Annotated in this window: 16 protein-coding genes and 1 tRNA gene; 1 reads left to right on the top strand and 16 read right to left on the bottom strand. The window is 60.0% G+C overall.

The annotated features are described in order from the left end of the window. Position 1 precedes the first annotated feature (1 nt). The 13 genes from BM036_RS15045 to aspS all read right to left on the bottom strand — a co-directional run bounded on the left by BM036_RS15045 (position 2) and on the right by aspS (position 10,869). A tRNA-Lys gene (locus BM036_RS15045) sits at positions 2–77 on the bottom strand. A gap of 47 nt (positions 78–124) precedes the next feature. Beyond that, the gene (ybgF, locus tag BM036_RS15040) at positions 125–895 is read right to left on the bottom strand and encodes a tol-pal system protein YbgF (protein WP_091853848.1); all 771 of its coding nucleotides are present in this window, start codon (positions 893–895) and stop codon (positions 125–127) included. Positions 896–979: 84 nt separating this feature from the next. After that, positions 980–1,549 carry a peptidoglycan-associated lipoprotein Pal gene (pal, locus tag BM036_RS15035; protein WP_091853846.1) on the bottom strand — a complete coding sequence of 190 codons (570 nt, stop codon included), beginning with the start codon at positions 1,547–1,549 and terminating at the stop codon, positions 980–982. Between the two features lie 58 nt (positions 1,550–1,607). Continuing rightward, positions 1,608–2,906, bottom strand: coding sequence for a Tol-Pal system beta propeller repeat protein TolB (gene tolB / locus BM036_RS15030; RefSeq protein ID WP_091853844.1), 1,299 nt, complete (start codon positions 2,904–2,906; stop codon positions 1,608–1,610). A gap of 85 nt (positions 2,907–2,991) precedes the next feature. Continuing rightward, entirely contained in the window at positions 2,992–4,089 is a 1,098-nt protein-coding gene (gene tolA / locus BM036_RS15025) for a cell envelope integrity protein TolA (RefSeq protein ID WP_245742665.1), read from the bottom strand. Between the two features lie 3 nt (positions 4,090–4,092). Further along, a complete protein-coding gene (gene tolR, locus BM036_RS15020; RefSeq protein WP_091853842.1) occupies positions 4,093–4,545 on the bottom strand; it encodes a protein TolR in 453 nt (150 codons plus the stop codon). Positions 4,546–4,571: 26 nt separating this feature from the next. Next, positions 4,572–5,264 (bottom strand): protein TolQ, encoded by a 693-nt coding sequence (gene tolQ / locus BM036_RS15015; protein WP_091853840.1) that lies wholly within the window; start codon positions 5,262–5,264, stop codon positions 4,572–4,574. Between the two features lie 3 nt (positions 5,265–5,267). After that, the gene (locus tag BM036_RS15010; RefSeq protein WP_245742663.1) at positions 5,268–5,741 is read right to left on the bottom strand and encodes a YbgC/FadM family acyl-CoA thioesterase; all 474 of its coding nucleotides are present in this window, start codon (positions 5,739–5,741) and stop codon (positions 5,268–5,270) included. Then, positions 5,725–6,762 carry a Holliday junction branch migration DNA helicase RuvB gene (ruvB, locus tag BM036_RS15005; RefSeq protein ID WP_091853838.1) on the bottom strand — a complete coding sequence of 346 codons (1,038 nt, stop codon included), beginning with the start codon at positions 6,760–6,762 and terminating at the stop codon, positions 5,725–5,727. The genes BM036_RS15010 and ruvB overlap by 17 nt, the downstream gene beginning before the upstream one ends. 194 nt (positions 6,763–6,956) lie before the next feature. Then, positions 6,957–7,574, bottom strand: a complete 618-nt coding sequence (gene ruvA, locus BM036_RS15000; RefSeq protein ID WP_091853836.1) for a Holliday junction branch migration protein RuvA — start codon at positions 7,572–7,574, stop codon at positions 6,957–6,959. A gap of 62 nt (positions 7,575–7,636) precedes the next feature. Further along, positions 7,637–8,200, bottom strand: a complete 564-nt coding sequence (gene ruvC / locus BM036_RS14995) for a crossover junction endodeoxyribonuclease RuvC (RefSeq protein WP_091853834.1) — start codon at positions 8,198–8,200, stop codon at positions 7,637–7,639. A 44-nt stretch (positions 8,201–8,244) separates the two neighbouring features. Continuing rightward, positions 8,245–8,994, bottom strand: a complete 750-nt coding sequence (locus BM036_RS14990) for a YebC/PmpR family DNA-binding transcriptional regulator (RefSeq protein WP_091853832.1) — start codon at positions 8,992–8,994, stop codon at positions 8,245–8,247. A gap of 75 nt (positions 8,995–9,069) precedes the next feature. Continuing rightward, positions 9,070–10,869, bottom strand: coding sequence for an aspartate--tRNA ligase (aspS, locus tag BM036_RS14985; protein ID WP_091853830.1), 1,800 nt, complete (start codon positions 10,867–10,869; stop codon positions 9,070–9,072). A 241-nt stretch (positions 10,870–11,110) separates the two neighbouring features. On the opposite strand from aspS, the gene fabR reads away from it, so the two are divergent. Beyond that, a complete protein-coding gene (gene fabR / locus BM036_RS14980) occupies positions 11,111–11,740 on the top strand; it encodes an HTH-type transcriptional repressor FabR (protein ID WP_091853828.1) in 630 nt (209 codons plus the stop codon). A 19-nt stretch (positions 11,741–11,759) separates the two neighbouring features. Here the strand turns inward: fabR and BM036_RS14975 are convergent, their stop codons facing one another. Genes BM036_RS14975 through galE form a run of 3 tightly spaced genes read right to left on the bottom strand, consistent with a single transcriptional unit; the run spans position 11,760 to position 14,590 of the window. Further along, a complete protein-coding gene (locus tag BM036_RS14975) occupies positions 11,760–12,179 on the bottom strand; it encodes an HIT domain-containing protein (RefSeq protein ID WP_091853826.1) in 420 nt (139 codons plus the stop codon). 8 nt (positions 12,180–12,187) lie between these two features. Continuing rightward, the gene (locus BM036_RS14970) at positions 12,188–13,531 is read right to left on the bottom strand and encodes a UDP-glucose dehydrogenase family protein (protein WP_091853824.1); all 1,344 of its coding nucleotides are present in this window, start codon (positions 13,529–13,531) and stop codon (positions 12,188–12,190) included. 57 nt (positions 13,532–13,588) lie between these two features. Further along, entirely contained in the window at positions 13,589–14,590 is a 1,002-nt protein-coding gene (gene galE / locus BM036_RS14965; RefSeq protein WP_091853822.1) for a UDP-glucose 4-epimerase GalE, read from the bottom strand. Positions 14,591–14,612 lie beyond the last annotated feature (22 nt).

Raw genomic sequence — 14,612 nt, 5'->3', positions numbered from 1 at the left:
TTGGTGGGTCGTGAAGGATTCGAACCTTCGACCAATTGGTTAAAAGCCAACTGCTCTACCAACTGAGCTAACGACCCAAAGGAGGCGCATATAGTACGGATTTTTTTGGGGTGATCAACCCCTTTTAACTCGCGCCCAGATATTTTTTTGCGAGGTTGGCTGCCTGGCTGGCGCCATATTGATCAACTACCCGCCTCATGTACCTTTCCGCCTGTTCCTTGTCACCCATCCTGTCGTGGACCACGCCAAGTTTGTAAAGGGCGTCCGGCGCCTTGCGATGATCCTGGTAACGGGTCGCCACGATGGTGAAGGCCTGCTTGGCCTGCTCCAACTGGGGCTTAACCAGGTAAACCTCACCCAGCCAGTAATAGGCGTTGACCGTCAGGTCGCCCTCAGGGTACTCCGAGACGAAGTCATAAAGCTCGCCAATCGCCTGGTCGTAGGCCTTCTGCTCCTGGATAAGGTTCTGGATGCGGTCGTAGGCCTGACGCTCCTCCTGTGAAGGCTGGCGATATTCCCGACTGACGGTCTGGGGCTGCTGACGCTCCTGTTTAGCGGGAGCTGCTGTGCTGCCAGGCGGCGATGCAGCGCCGGCTCGCGATTGTTCGCGTTTCTCAGACAGGTCCAGCAGCCGCTGGTCCAGGTCAATGTAGCGTTCACGGGACTGCCGGGTGAGCCGGTCCAGCTGATTCTGCTGCTGTTCGATTTCTCCCCGGAGATCACGGACCTCCTGCTGGAGCCGCTCAATCATGAAAAACAACTCAGCATTGCCCTGATTGCCAGCGGCCTGACGGCGGGCTTCAGACTGGTTGTTCTGGTACGCCGGCGTGGAAGACTGTGCCAGGGCACCTGTAGACACCGCCAGCGCCATGGCCGTCACGAGAAGCTTTCTCATGGGTACACCTATCTTTTCAGTCGGACGGTGCTGCTGCCTTCCCGGGCGTTTTCTCCCATTGAAGGCAGCAGACCTGTGCCGATCTTAACGGAAGATCAGTTCCACACGACGGTTCTGGGCCCAGGCACTTTCGTTGGAACCCATGGCCGCCGGCTTTTCCTCACCGTAGCTGACGGTTTCGATCTGGCCACGATCGGCGCCATTGACCACCAGGAAGCGCTGCACAGCGTTGGCTCGACGCTCACCCAGGGCCAGGTTGTATTCCTTGGTGCCACGCTCATCGGTGTGGCCTTCGAGACGAACATTCACGTTCGGATTGCTGGCCAGGTAACGGGCATGGGCTGCAAGCACATCGCGGGATTCCATCTTGATTTCAGAGGTGTCGAAATCGAAGTAGAACGTTGTGATACGACGCAGTGACGCCTCGTCACCGCCCTCACCCCGTGCTTCGGCTTCACGCCGCTCCCGCTCACGAAGCTCGTCAGATGAGATACCGCCGTCATCGTCGCTGCCATAAACAGAGGCTCCGCCTTCCTGGTCAACGGCTGACATTTCCTCATCGGTCATCGGCTCTTCACCGGTGGTGCTACAACCAGCCACCAGACCCAGTGAGAGAATCAGGGCAAATGCAGTCTTCTTCATCATGATGTTCATAGAACGTCCTTCTGGTTTGGTTTTCAGTTCCTGTTTTATCGAGCTGCCGGACTGTCACCTATCGGAGGATGGGGGACCAGGCCGGCTCACGTACATCGCCCCGGGCCGCCGGCAGGGTATAGGCAGCACCACCATCGGCAGAGATGACGGTAAGCACGCTGTCGTTACCCTGTCGGGTTGCGTATATCAGCATACGGCCATTGGGCGCGATACTGGGTGATTCATCCATTCCAGTGCGGGTCAGCACCTGTTCGTTGCCGGTATCCAGTTCCATGCGGGCGATATGAAAGGCGCCCTCACGTTGATGGACATAGTAGAGATACTCGCCATCCGGGCTGAACCTGGCGCCCGCGTTGTAGCGGCCGCCAAAGGTGACTCGCCGCGGCGATGCGTTTTCGCTGTCCTTGATATAGATTTGCGGCCCGCCGGACCGGTCCGAGGTGAAGGCCAGGCCTTCGCCGTCCGGATGCCAGGCACCCTCGGTATCAATGCCCCAGTGATCCGTCAAGCGCGTCAGCGACCGGGAATCAATGTCCAGTTTATATACCTCGGCATTACCGGAACGGGACAGGGTTACCAGCAGTGAACGCCCGTCCGGGGACCAGTCCGGCGCCGAGTTCAGGCCAGGGAATGAGGCGACGGCGCTCCGCTTGCCACTGGCAAGTTCGTGGACGAAGATTTGCGGCTTGCCACTTTCAAAAGAAACGTAGGCGAGTCGCTTGCCGTCCGGCGACCAGTCCGGGGAGAGGATCGGCTCACGACTCTCCAGACGCACACTCGCCCGGCGTCCATCCACATCGCTCACCTGCAGTCGGTAGCGGGGCTTGCCCCCCTGGTCATCCACGGTGACGTAGGCCAGCTTGGTGGAGAACACCCCGGGCTCGCCGGTCAGGGCCTCGTATACCTTGTCACTGATATGGTGCGCCAGCGAACGGATATTGTTCACCGACGTGCTCGATGACTCGCCGAGCAGTCGCCGCTCTCCGTTAACATCAAACAGCTCGTAGCGTGCACGGACCCGGTCCCCCTCCCGGCTGACATTACCCACCAGCAGATATCGCTGACCCAGCATGCGCCAGTCCCGGAAGAAGACATCGTCGCCGCTGGTGGGCAGGCTCAACATACGGTCAGCCGCCAGCGGATCGAATTCACCGGTCATCTCCAGGTTATTACGGATGATGTTGCTTACATTGTCACCCGCCGGAAGGTCACCGGACTGACCAAAGGGCACCACCGCCACCGGTACTGCCTCACCAGCGCCCTTGGTAACACGGATCATCAGCTCTGCCCGGGCGCTGGTGGCCAGCGCCACCAACAATGCCAGCGCCGCCGGTAATGCAATCAGCCTGCGCCACATAACAGGCACCTGTACTGGTTGTCTCATTCTGGCCTCACCATCCTGTCTGCGGTTTTCATTTCGGGGATCCGGCACATCAGCACCGTCAGACCTCCGGTTCAAAGCGGATTGTAAACTGGCGGAAATACCGGTCGAAGGTATCCCGGCTGTCCGGTATCGGGTACCGGTTGATTGCCCTGGCCGCGCTGATGGCCGAGTTGTCAAACGCCCGGTTGCCACTGCTTTCGACGACGTCTACCGACTGAAGTTCACCACTGGGCAAAAGCGTCAGCCTCAGTACCACGCCCATACCCTCACGGGCAGAGGACGGCGGGTACCAGGCGCCGTGCAGCGCGTCCCTGATCAGGGACTCATACCTGGACCTCTCATTGAGCATCTGGGTTTCCCTGGCCCGGGCTGCGGCAGCCTCCTGGCGACGACGTTCTTCCGCTATCCTTGCCTCCTCGGCTTCCCGGGCCATCTGCTCAAGCTGCTGTTCCCGCTGCTTCCTGGCCTCTTCCTGACGCTGGCGCTCAGCCTCTTCCTGTCGGCGACGTTCTTCTTCCTCGCGCTGGCGCTCGGCTTCCTGGCGGCGGCGCTCCTCTTCTTCCTTGCGCTGCTGTTCCTGGCGCTTGCGCTCTTCCTCGGCGCGCCGTTCCGCCTCTTCCCGGGCCTTGCGTTCTTCCTCGGCGCGGCGCTCCGCTTCTTCCTGTGCCTTGCGCTCCTGCTCCGCTTTCTGCCGTGCCTGCTCTTCAGCCTCCGCCTCGGCTTTTTGCCTGGCGGCCTCTTCGGCCTCAAGAGCCTTGCGTTCACGCTCCCGCGCCGCCGCCTCCTGCTGGCGCTGCTGTTCCTGGCGCTCCTGCTCACGCCGGCGAGCTTCTTCCTGCTCCTGCTGGCGCTGCTGTTCCGCAATTCTCCGTTGCTCGGCTTCCTGCTCCTGCTGCCTTTCTTCGGCCGGGTCAGGCTGCTGCTGTTCCGGCTCGGGCTGCGGCGGTGGCGATGTGTTCTCCGCAGGCGGCACAGCTTCCGGGGATACCAGCCGCGCCGAAATGCTGGGTTCCGGCGGCTCTTCCATTGGTGTTATCCAGTGCCAGCTCACCAATGTGATCACCACGATCACACCGTGCAGCAGCAAAGACAGGATGACCGGCGATGTCCACGCCGGACGGCTTTCCTTCAGCTCTTCGCGTCGTGGATCCGTCACTGATTACCCACCTGTCCCGTCAGTCTCTTCCGCTTCGGTTATCAGGCCTACGTTGGTTGCGCCAGCCCGCTGCAATACGGACATTAACCGCACCACGGTTCCGTACTGTACGTTCTGGTCACCCCGCACCAGTACTTCCCGGTTGCTGCGACCAGCCATGATCTTGCTGACCTGCTCCCGTAACCGCTCCAGGGGCATGGGATCGCTGCCCTCATCACCCACCTGAAGGAAATAGGCGCCATTGGCATCTACCGACACCACCACTGACTCGGTTTCCTTCTCGGCCTGTATCGGGTCCGACGTAGTTTCCGGCAAGTCCACCTTGACCCCCTGCGTCAGCATGGGCGCCGTGACCATAAAGATCACCAACAGCACCAGCATGACGTCAATGTACGGCACCACGTTGATCTCGGACATGGGCTTGCGGCGCACGGACTGCATCATTCCGCCTTTCATGTCATACCCTCCTGTCAGCCGGGCCTTCAGCCCTGAGCGGTGCCACCATTGCCGTGAACGCGACGATGAAGGATGCTTGAGAACTCTTCCGCAAAGGTTTCATAGTTCTTCAGTAGGGCGTCTGACATGGCCGAGAACCGGTTGTAGGCAATAACAGCTGGAATAGCAGCGAACAGCCCCATGGCAGTAGCAATCAGCGCCTCGGAAATACCCGGCGCAACCGTAGCCAGTGTGGCCTGCTGGACCGTTGCCAGCCCGCGGAACGAGTTCATGATGCCCCACACAGTACCGAACAGGCCGACATACGGACTGGTGGAACCCACCGTAGCCAGGAATGGCAGATGGGTTTCAAGACGTTCCTGTTCACGGGAGAACGCGACCCTCATGGCGCGCTGGGCACCTTCCATGACGGCGTCGGCATCCCGACTTTGCTGGCGCAGACGCGAGAATTCACGGAAACCGGCCCGGAAAACGGACTCCATGCCGGAATATGGAGTCGGGTTGGCATTCACCTCCCGGTAAAGCTGCCCAAGATCCATGCCGGACCAGAATTGTTCCTCGAACGCCAGCTGGGATCGCTTTGCCTTTCGGAACACCTGGACGCGCTGGAAAATCAGCGCCCAGGAAACCACTGATGCCAGTGCCAGCAACAGCATTACCAGCTGTACCAGCGGGCCCGCCTGGGCAATGAGGTGCCATACAGAGAGTTCTGAATCCACCGTTTACTCCTGATGTGTTTGCAATGATGGCTTTGATGCCAGGTGCTGCTGGAGCAGCTGGCCCAGATCTTCAGGCAACCGACGCGGTCGGCCGCTATCCAGGGCGACGCAGGCAACACGCACGGAAGCTCGGGCCAGTGGCCGTTCCTCACCTTTTCGAGTCACTTTCTGGTCAAACTCCATCCACACCCGGCCAGCGTTCACCAGATCCGCCGTGACCTCAAGCTCGTCATCCAGGTACGCCGGTGCGGCATAGTGAATGGACAGCTTCTGGACCACGTAGCTGATATTGTCGCCCAGCCCGGATCGCAGCCCCACACCACGGTGGCGGACCCACTCGGTACGGGCGCGCTCCATGTAGTGAAGGTACTTCGCGTGGAAGACGATGCCCCCTGCATCTGTGTCCTCAATATAGACACGAATGGGCAAGAAATAGGGTTCCAGTGCCTGTGCCGAGTCATTACTGCTGACCGTCAAGGAGATCCTCCTGGTGTGATGATCGGGGCGTGGTGCCAAAATGCAGATAGGCGCTGCTGGTAACCATCCGCCCGCGGGGCGTGCGCACCATGAACCCCTGCTGAATCAGGAACGGCTCAAGCACATCCTCGATCGTGCCCCGCTCCTCACTAATCGCAGCCGCCAGGCTGTCCACTCCTACCGGGCCGCCATCGAACTTCTCGATCATGGCCAGCAGCAGGCGCCGGTCCATATGGTCAAAGCCTTCGTTGTCCACTTTCAACATATTCAGCGCCTGGTCGGCGATATCGGCGCTGATGGTGCCGTCACCCTTCACCTCGGCGTAGTCCCTTACACGCCTCAACAACCGATTGGCGATGCGCGGCGTGCCACGGGAGCGACGGGCGATTTCATAGGCGCCGGCTTCCTCGATGGCAACCCGGGACAGGGCCGCCGAGCGTAGAACGATAGAGGTAAGGTCACGGGTATTGTAAAACTCCAGCCGCTGGACAATGCCAAAGCGGTCCCGCAAGGGAGAGGTCAACAGCCCCGCGCGGGTGGTGGCGCCCACCAGGGTGAAAGGCGGCAGGTCCAGCTTGATGGAACGGGCGGCAGGCCCCTCCCCGATCATGATATCGAGCTGGTAGTCTTCCATCGCCGGATAGAGCACTTCCTCCACCGCCGCATTCAGGCGATGGATTTCATCGATAAAGAGCACATCCCCCTGCTCCAGGTTGGTCAGGAGGGCGGCCAGGTCGCCAGCCTTTTCCAGCACCGGGCCCGAGGTGGTTTTGATGGCCACGCCCATTTCATTGGCAATAATGTTGGCAAGAGTGGTCTTGCCCAGACCGGGCGGACCGAAGATCAGGGTGTGGTCCAGGGCCTCATCCCGGGCCCGGGCAGCGGAGATAAAGATCTCCATTTGCTCCCGCACTGTGGGTTGGCCCACATAATCTTCCAGGCGATGGGGCCGGATGGCCCGGTCGTAGACTTCTTCCTGAAGTCCGGCCTGGGGAGAAATCAGTCGATCAGATTCAATCATGTAAAGACTCGTTACAGGTTTCCACCATCATACCTGTGTTCGGATGAATTGTTCATCCGCCCTGACCGTCACGTCCGGCGACCGGGACCGGATTCGGTCAACCGTTAACCCGGACACATTGTACGGTCAGTAGTATGCCTGTCACGTTACGCTCTTTACACATTCATTGCGGGGTGCAATCAGTTAGACGGTGGTCAACTGGCAGGAATCATGGCCTTCAGGGCCTGGCGTATCAGCTCTTCCCGGCTCATGCCCTCGGCAGCTACCCGATTGATAGCCCGGGAGGCTTCCTGGGGCTTGTAACCCAACGCAATGAGCGCTGCCTCGGCTTCTTCACCGGCATCCGGTTGCCGCGGCAATGACTTTTCAGCAACGGGGGCAGCACTATTGGGAACGAACTGCCCTTCCAACTGGCCGATCCGGTCGCCCATATCGATCAGCAGCCGCTCGGCGGTCTTTTTGCCCACACCCGGCAGTTTGACCAGGGCGCTGGCGTCCCGCTGCTCGACGCAGCGGATGAACTGGTCCGCTTCCAGGCCGGACAGAATGCCCACTGCCAGTTTGGGACCCACCCCGTTTACCTTGATCAGCAGCCGGAACAGGTCCCGGTCCAGTCGACTGGCAAAGCCATACAGGCTCTGGGCATCCTCACGCACTGCGAAATGGGTATGGAGGGTTACCTCCTGGCCGGACTCCGGCAACTGGAAGAAGGTGCTGTAGGGAATGTCCACTTCATAGCCCAGGCCTGCTGCTTCCACCAGGGCCTGGCCCGGCTGCTTTTCGATCAGGGTACCGCGCAGTCGTCCAATCACCGGTCGTGAACTCCGTTATCAATGTGGGTTAGCCGAATCAGGCGTCAGGGCCCTTGCCAAGGTTAACGCATCCGACCGCCGCGGACACGCCCCCGGGGCGCAACACCCTGTCCAGGCAGTTCGGAGAGTGAACGCCCCCCTCCTGCGAGTCGGGCGACACTCTGGCTCATGTGTGCATGGCACAAAGCGATGGCGAGCGCGTCCGCTGCATCAGCCTGGGGTTTGCGCTCCAGACCGAGGATGGCCTGGACCATGTGCTGAACCTGGGATTTATCCGCCCCACCCTTCCCCACCACCGCCTGTTTGACCTGGCGGGCGGAGTATTCATGCACTGGCAGGCCTGAATTGGCCGCACTCACAATGGCGACGCCCCGGGCCTGACCCAGTTTGAGGGCCGAATCAGGATTACGGGCCATGAAAACCTGCTCAATGGCAAACTCGTCGGGGCGGAATTCGGCAATGAGGGTGGCCAGGCCCTGGAAAATCACCTGCAGGCGTTCCGCCATGGGCCGTTCACCCATACGGATACAGCCGCTATCGAGGTAGTCGGTATGGCGACCGGTTACTCGTATGATGCCGTAACCGGTAATCCGGGACCCGGGATCCACACCGAGAATAATCGCCATCTGCCACTGCCTCTGTGTGTCAATTGAACCGGCTTGCTGCAGGTTCAGCCGTGGAGTTCCTGCAACACCTCATCGGAGAACTCGGCATTGGACCAGACGTTTTGCACGTCATCCAGGTCTTCCAGCAGGTCAATCAGCTTGAGGTTGGATTCGGTGCCACCCCGGTCCAGTTCCACCGAGGTACTCGGCACCATGGTCACTTCGGCATTGTCCGGCTCAAGTCCCGCTTCCACCAGGGCTTCTTTCACATCCAGGTAGTTTTCCGGTGTAGTTCGCACCTCAAAGGAGCCGTCGCCCTGCTCGACGATGTCCTCCGCACCGGCCTCCAGCGCCACTTCCATCAACTGCTCTTCACTGGTGCCCGGAGCGTAGCTGAGGATGCCCAGCTTGCTGAACAGGAAGGCCACCGAGCCATCGGTACCCAGATTACCACCAAACTTGTTGAACGCGTGGCGAACCTCTGCCACGGTGCGGTTGCGATTATCGGTCATGGCCTCCACGTAGATGGCGACGCCACCAGGGCCATAACCTTCATACGTGAGCTCTTCGTAGTTATCGTCATCCGCTCCACCTGCACCCCGCTCAATCGCGCGCTCGATGGTGTCTTTCTTCATATTGGCCGTCAGGGCCTTGTCCATCACCGCCCGCAGACGGGGGTTGTCGTTCGGATCCGGGCCGCCCTGCTTTGCAGCTACCACCAGTTCACGGATGATCTTGGTGAAGATCTTGCCACGCTTGGCATCCTGGGCCGCCTTGCGGTGTTTGATGTTGGCCCATTTACTATGCCCGGCCATAAACCACTCCTGTCTTTCCTGTTGGCCTATGATTTCGGAGTTGCCCCGGCAACTGTGGCCGGGGCTGAAACAACCTTACCCTTCGGAACCGTCCCCTTTTTCGGCCGCCTTTGCTGCCGGCTTGCGCAGACGGATATGCAGTTCACGCAACTGCTTCTCGTCTACCTCCCCCGGCGCCTGGGTCATCAGACAGGTGGCGCTCTGGGTTTTCGGGAAGGCAATAACGTCGCGGATAGAGCTCGCGCCGGTCATCAGCATCACCAGCCGGTCAAGGCCAAATGCCAGGCCGCCGTGGGGCGGGCACCCGAACTTGAGGGCATCGAGCAGGAAGCCGAACTTGGCGCGCGCCTCTTCCTCATCAATACCCAGCACGCGGAACACCCCCTGCTGGGTCTTTTCGTCATGGATACGGATGGAACCACCGCCCAGCTCGGTACCGTTCAGAACCATGTCGTAGGCCCGTGACAACGCGTTGACGGGGTCGGCTGCCAGCTCTTCCGGCGTGCAACTGGGCGCCGTGAACGGATGGTGGATGGCGGTCAGGCGGCCGTCATCGGTTTCCTCGAACATGGGGAAGTCCACCACCCAAAGCGGCGCCCACTCGCTGGTGAGCATATCCATGTCATGGCCTACCCGGATCCGCAGCGCACCCAGCGCTTCGTTTACCACAGTCGCCGTGTCTGCGCCGAAGAAGACGATATCGCCGTCCTGTGCGCCGGTACGTTCCATCACGGACATGGCGGTTTCGTCACCCAGGAACTTGACGATAGGTGACTGTAGCCCTTCCACACCCTTGGCCAGCTCATTGACCTTGATGTAGGCAAGCCCCTTGGCGCCGTAGATACCAACAAATTTCGTGTAATCGTCGATCTGCTTGCGGGTCAGGGTGCCACCACCGGGGACCCTCAGTGCGGCCACACGGCCCTTCGGGTCTTTCGCCGGGCCAGAGAACACCTTGAAGTCAACGCCTTCCACCAGGTCACCCACATCTACCAACTCCAGCGGGATACGCAGGTCCGGCTTGTCGGAACCGAAGCGCTGCATGGCCTCGGAGTAAGGCATACGCGGGAATTCCGGCAGGTCCACATCCAGCACATCCTTGAACAGGTTACGGGTCATCGACTCCGTCAGTTGCATCAGGTCTTCCTCGTTAACGAAGGAAGCCTCGATATCCACCTGGGTGAATTCCGGCTGGCGGTCAGCGCGCAGGTCCTCATCCCGGAAACACTTGGCAATCTGGTAGTAGCGATCCACGCCAGACACCATCAGCAGCTGCTTGAATAGCTGGGGCGACTGGGGCAGCGCAAAGAAGGAGCCCTCATGGGTACGGCTTGGCACCAGGTAGTCACGAGCGCCTTCCGGTGTGGCGCGGGTCAGGATCGGGGTCTCCACGTCCATGAAACCGTTGCCGTCCAGGAAGTTGCGCAGGTAGCTGGTCACCCGGGAACGGAACCGCAGGCGATTAAGCATCTCCGGACGACGCAGGTCCACAAAGCGATAGCGCAGACGCACATCCTCGCCAACATCGACGTGTTCATCGAGGGGGAACGGCGGTGTGGCTGCGGCATTGAGAATGGTCAGCTCGCGACCCAGCACTTCCACCTGCCCGGTCGGCATGTTGGCATTCTCGGTGCCCGCCGGACGACGACGTACCCGGCCGGTCACCTGGATGACGAACTCGCTGCGCACCTTTTCGGCCTTGGCGAAGCTTTCCTCGGTGTCCGGGTCAAACACCACCTGGGCCATGCCGTCACGGTCGCGAAGATCCAGGAAGATAACCCCTCCGTGGTCCCGTCGACGGTGGACCCAGCCGCAGAGTGTAACGTCCTGATCGATGTTTGATTCGTTGATTCCACCGCAATAATGACTGCGCATACCCGTTCCCATAGCTGTCGTGACAAGTGTGAATTCCGGATTGGCCACCGCTCAACCCACGGCTGACCCGGAGGTCATTGGCAGACCTCCCGAAAAAGCGGGTCATTATAAACACAATCGCGCATAAAATCAGGGCCTGGAAGGAATATCGCAGGCCCGGCCTGCGGGCCCGTTCCGGCCTACCATCCGGCGACACCTCTGACTACAATGATACGCTTTGAACCATGTACAAGGACTATCCGTGGCAGCCCGCGCCGAGCAGAAACTCCGTACCCGCCGTGCCCTCATGGATGCGGCCCTGTCGCAACTCAGCGCCGACCGCGGCTTTGGCAGTCTCAGCCTGCGAGAGGTTGCACGGGAAGCCGGCATTGCACCCACGTCCTTCTATCGCCACTTTGCCGACCTGGACGAACTCGGCCTCGCGCTGGTGGACGAAGGTGGCGTAGCTCTGCGGCAACTGATGCGCCAGGCCCGCAAGCGGATTGCCCGTAATGGCAGCGCCATCAGCACCTCGGTGGACACTTTCCTGGAATACCTCGGTAACAACGCTAACCTGTTCCGCCTGATGCTGCGGGAACGCACGGGCGTATCCAAACAGTTCAGGACAGCAGTCAAGGCCGAGATTGATCACTTTGTCACAGAACTGGCGGACGACCTGGACCGGTTTGGCGAAGAGCGGGGAAAGCCACTATACAACCCGCGCACGGTCGCAGAAGCCATGGTGACGCTGGTGTTCAATCAGGGAGCAGAAGCGCTGGACGGCACACGGCCGGAAAAGGAACGTCTGCGTCAGCGCCTGAAAATGGAACTAAGGATGGTGCTGCTGGGCTCCCAGGTGATGGCCAGGCACCAGAAGACAACCAGGTTCTGAGAGCTGGCCTCGAACCTGGTCAGCCAGCACCCAATGCCTGGAGTATGGGCGAGAGTCGCCCGCGAAGCTCTGCCAACTCCGCATCCGAATATGGGACAGGCGCTTGCACCCCCCAGACAGGCCCGGGCCAGGCAGCATCTCCCTCATGGCGGACGATATGGTGCAGGTGCAGTTGAGGCACCATATTGCCCAGTGCGGCAATATTGAGTTTGTCCCCGCTGAAGACCTCCATCAGGCCCTTCCCCAACACAGAGCTTTCCCGCAACAGTTGCTGCTGATCACCTTCGGACAACTCATGGATTTCCCGGATGCCCGGGCGCCTGGGCACCAGCAGTATCCAGGGCCAGGTCCGGTCATTCATCAACCGGACCTCGCAGAGCGCACTGCGACCGAGAGCGATGGTATCAGCCTCCAGACGCGGGTGAAGCTCGAACGCCATTGAGTACCTCAGTCCATCCGGAACTGGTTGCGGCCGCGACCAATGGCGTAATAGACCAGGCCATGACGATCCAGCATCTGGGGCTCGTACATATTACGCCCGTCGATGACCACCGGCTCCTTCAGTGCCTTGGCGATGCCCTCGAAGTCCGGGGACCGGAATTCCTTCCATTCCGTGCAGATCACCAAGGCATCTGCGCCGCGCAGGGCCTGCTCCTTGGTGCCGCAGAGTTGCAGGTCATCCCGGTCACCGTAAATGCGCTGGGTCTCTTCCATAGCCTCAGGATCGAAGGCCTGGACCCTCGCACCAGCCTGCCACAGGGATTCCATCAGGGTCCTTGAAGGGGCCTCGCGCATATCGTCGGTATTTGGCTTGAATGACAAACCCCAGACCGCAATGGTCTTGTTGGCCAGGTCACCCTGAAAGTAATGGCTGACCTTGTCGAACAGCACATGCTTCTGGGCGTAGTTGACGGTTTCCACCGCGTTCAGCAGCGTTGACTCGTAGCCACAACCATTGGCGGTGCGCGCCAGTGCCTGAACATCCTTGGGGAAACAGGAGCCGCCATAACCACATCCCGGATAGATGAAGTGGTAGCCAATGCGCGGGTCGGAACCGATGCCCCGGCGTACGTTCTCGATATCCGCACCGAGGCGCTCTGCCAGGTTGGCAATCTCGTTCATGAAGCTGATCTTGGTGGCCAGCATGGCGTTCGCCGCATACTTGGTGAGCTCAGCGGACCGGATATCCATGAAGATCATGCGATCATGGTTTCGGTTGAACGGGTAATAGACCTCCCGCAGTACTTCTTCGGCCCGGTCACTGCTGGTACCAACGATAATCCGGTCAGGCTTCATGAAGTCATTGACCGCAGCGCCTTCCTTCAGGAATTCCGGGTTGGAGACCACGTCGAAGTCCAGCTCGAGGTTACGGTGGTCAAGCTCAAGCCGAACGGCATCGCGTACCTTGTCTGCGGTTCCCACAGGCACGGTGGACTTGTCCACCACCACCTTGTAGTCGTCCATGTGCTTACCAATGGACCTGGCCACAGCCAGAACATACTGCAGGTCTGCGGAACCGTCTTCGTCCGGCGGCGTGCCGACCGCAATAAACTGCAGCAGGCCGTGGGCGACCGCCTCGGCGGTATCTGTAGTGAACTTCAGGCGCCCGGCGTCAGCGTTGTGGCGCACGATAGGCTCCAGGCCTGGCTCATAGATGGGAATCTGGCCGTTCTTGAGTCGCTCGATCTTTCCCTGATCCACGTCCATGCACAGCACGTCATGGCCTGAGTCTGCGAGGCAGGCTCCGGTAACAAGCCCGACATAGCCCGTGCCAAAAATCGTAATCTTCATGCTTTCATTCCCTGCTGTTGAATCAAGTTGGAAATCACCTCCAGAAGATACTGCAACTTATTGGTTTTTATTATTTTCTTTTTTTAATCGTTGCCACTTCTTCTCCCAGTCCAGCGCCGTCTGGACGATGGTGTCCAGGTCGTCGTAGTCCGGTTTCCAGCCCAGCGTTTCGGTAATTCGTTGGTTATCTGCCATCAATGCAGCAGGATCGCCTGCCCGGCGTCCCGTTTCTTGCACCGGGAAGTCTTCACCTGAACGGGCCTTCACCACATCGATGACTTCCCGCACGGTGAAGCCGCGACCGTAGCCACAGTTGAGTACCTGTGACTGGCCTCCATTGGCCATGTAATCCAGCGCCATCACGTGGGCCTTGGCAAGGTCTTCCACGTGGATGTAATCACGGATACAGGTGCCGTCCCGGGTATCATAGTCGGTGCCGAAAATACTCATACCTTCCCGGGCACCGGTCACGCACTCGCAGGCCACCTTGATCAGGTGCGTAGCCTCCGGTGTGGCCTGCCCCAGAAGCCCTTCAGGATTCGCACCAGCCACGTTGAAATAGCGCAGGATGACGTAGTTCAGGGGCGAGGCAGCGGCCAGGTCCATGATCATGCGCTCACTCATCATCTTGGACGCCCCATAGGGGTTGATGGGAGCCAGGGGCAGGTCTTCCGTGAGTACGGTCTGCTCTGGCATACCATAGACGGCGGCGGTCGACGAAAACACCATGTAGGGCACACCATGTTGCTCGATGGCCTTGAGCAGGTTCAGCGTGTTGCGGGTGTTATTGCTGTAATACTTGAGGGGGTTGGCGACGGACTCCGGCACCACGATATTGGCCGCAAAGTGCAGCACCGCATCGAAGGTGTGGGCGCTGAACAGCGACTCGATGGCTGATGCGTCCGCCAGGTCGCCCACCACCAGTTCGCCAGCCGTGACGGCCCAGGCATAGCCGGTGGAGAGGTTATCGAAGACGACGATATCATGCCCGGCTCGCCCCAACTGGCGCACCACATGACTTCCGATATAGCCGGCGCCGCCGGTCACCAGTACTTTCATGGTTTCGTTCCGTTTCGTCCCT

The organism is Marinobacter segnicrescens, from assembly GCF_900111555.1.
Taxonomy (GTDB): Bacteria; Pseudomonadota; Gammaproteobacteria; order Pseudomonadales; family Oleiphilaceae; genus Marinobacter; species Marinobacter segnicrescens.
The sequence above is the reverse complement of the archived record's forward strand: the minus strand, read 5'-3'. Positions and strand labels throughout refer to the sequence as shown.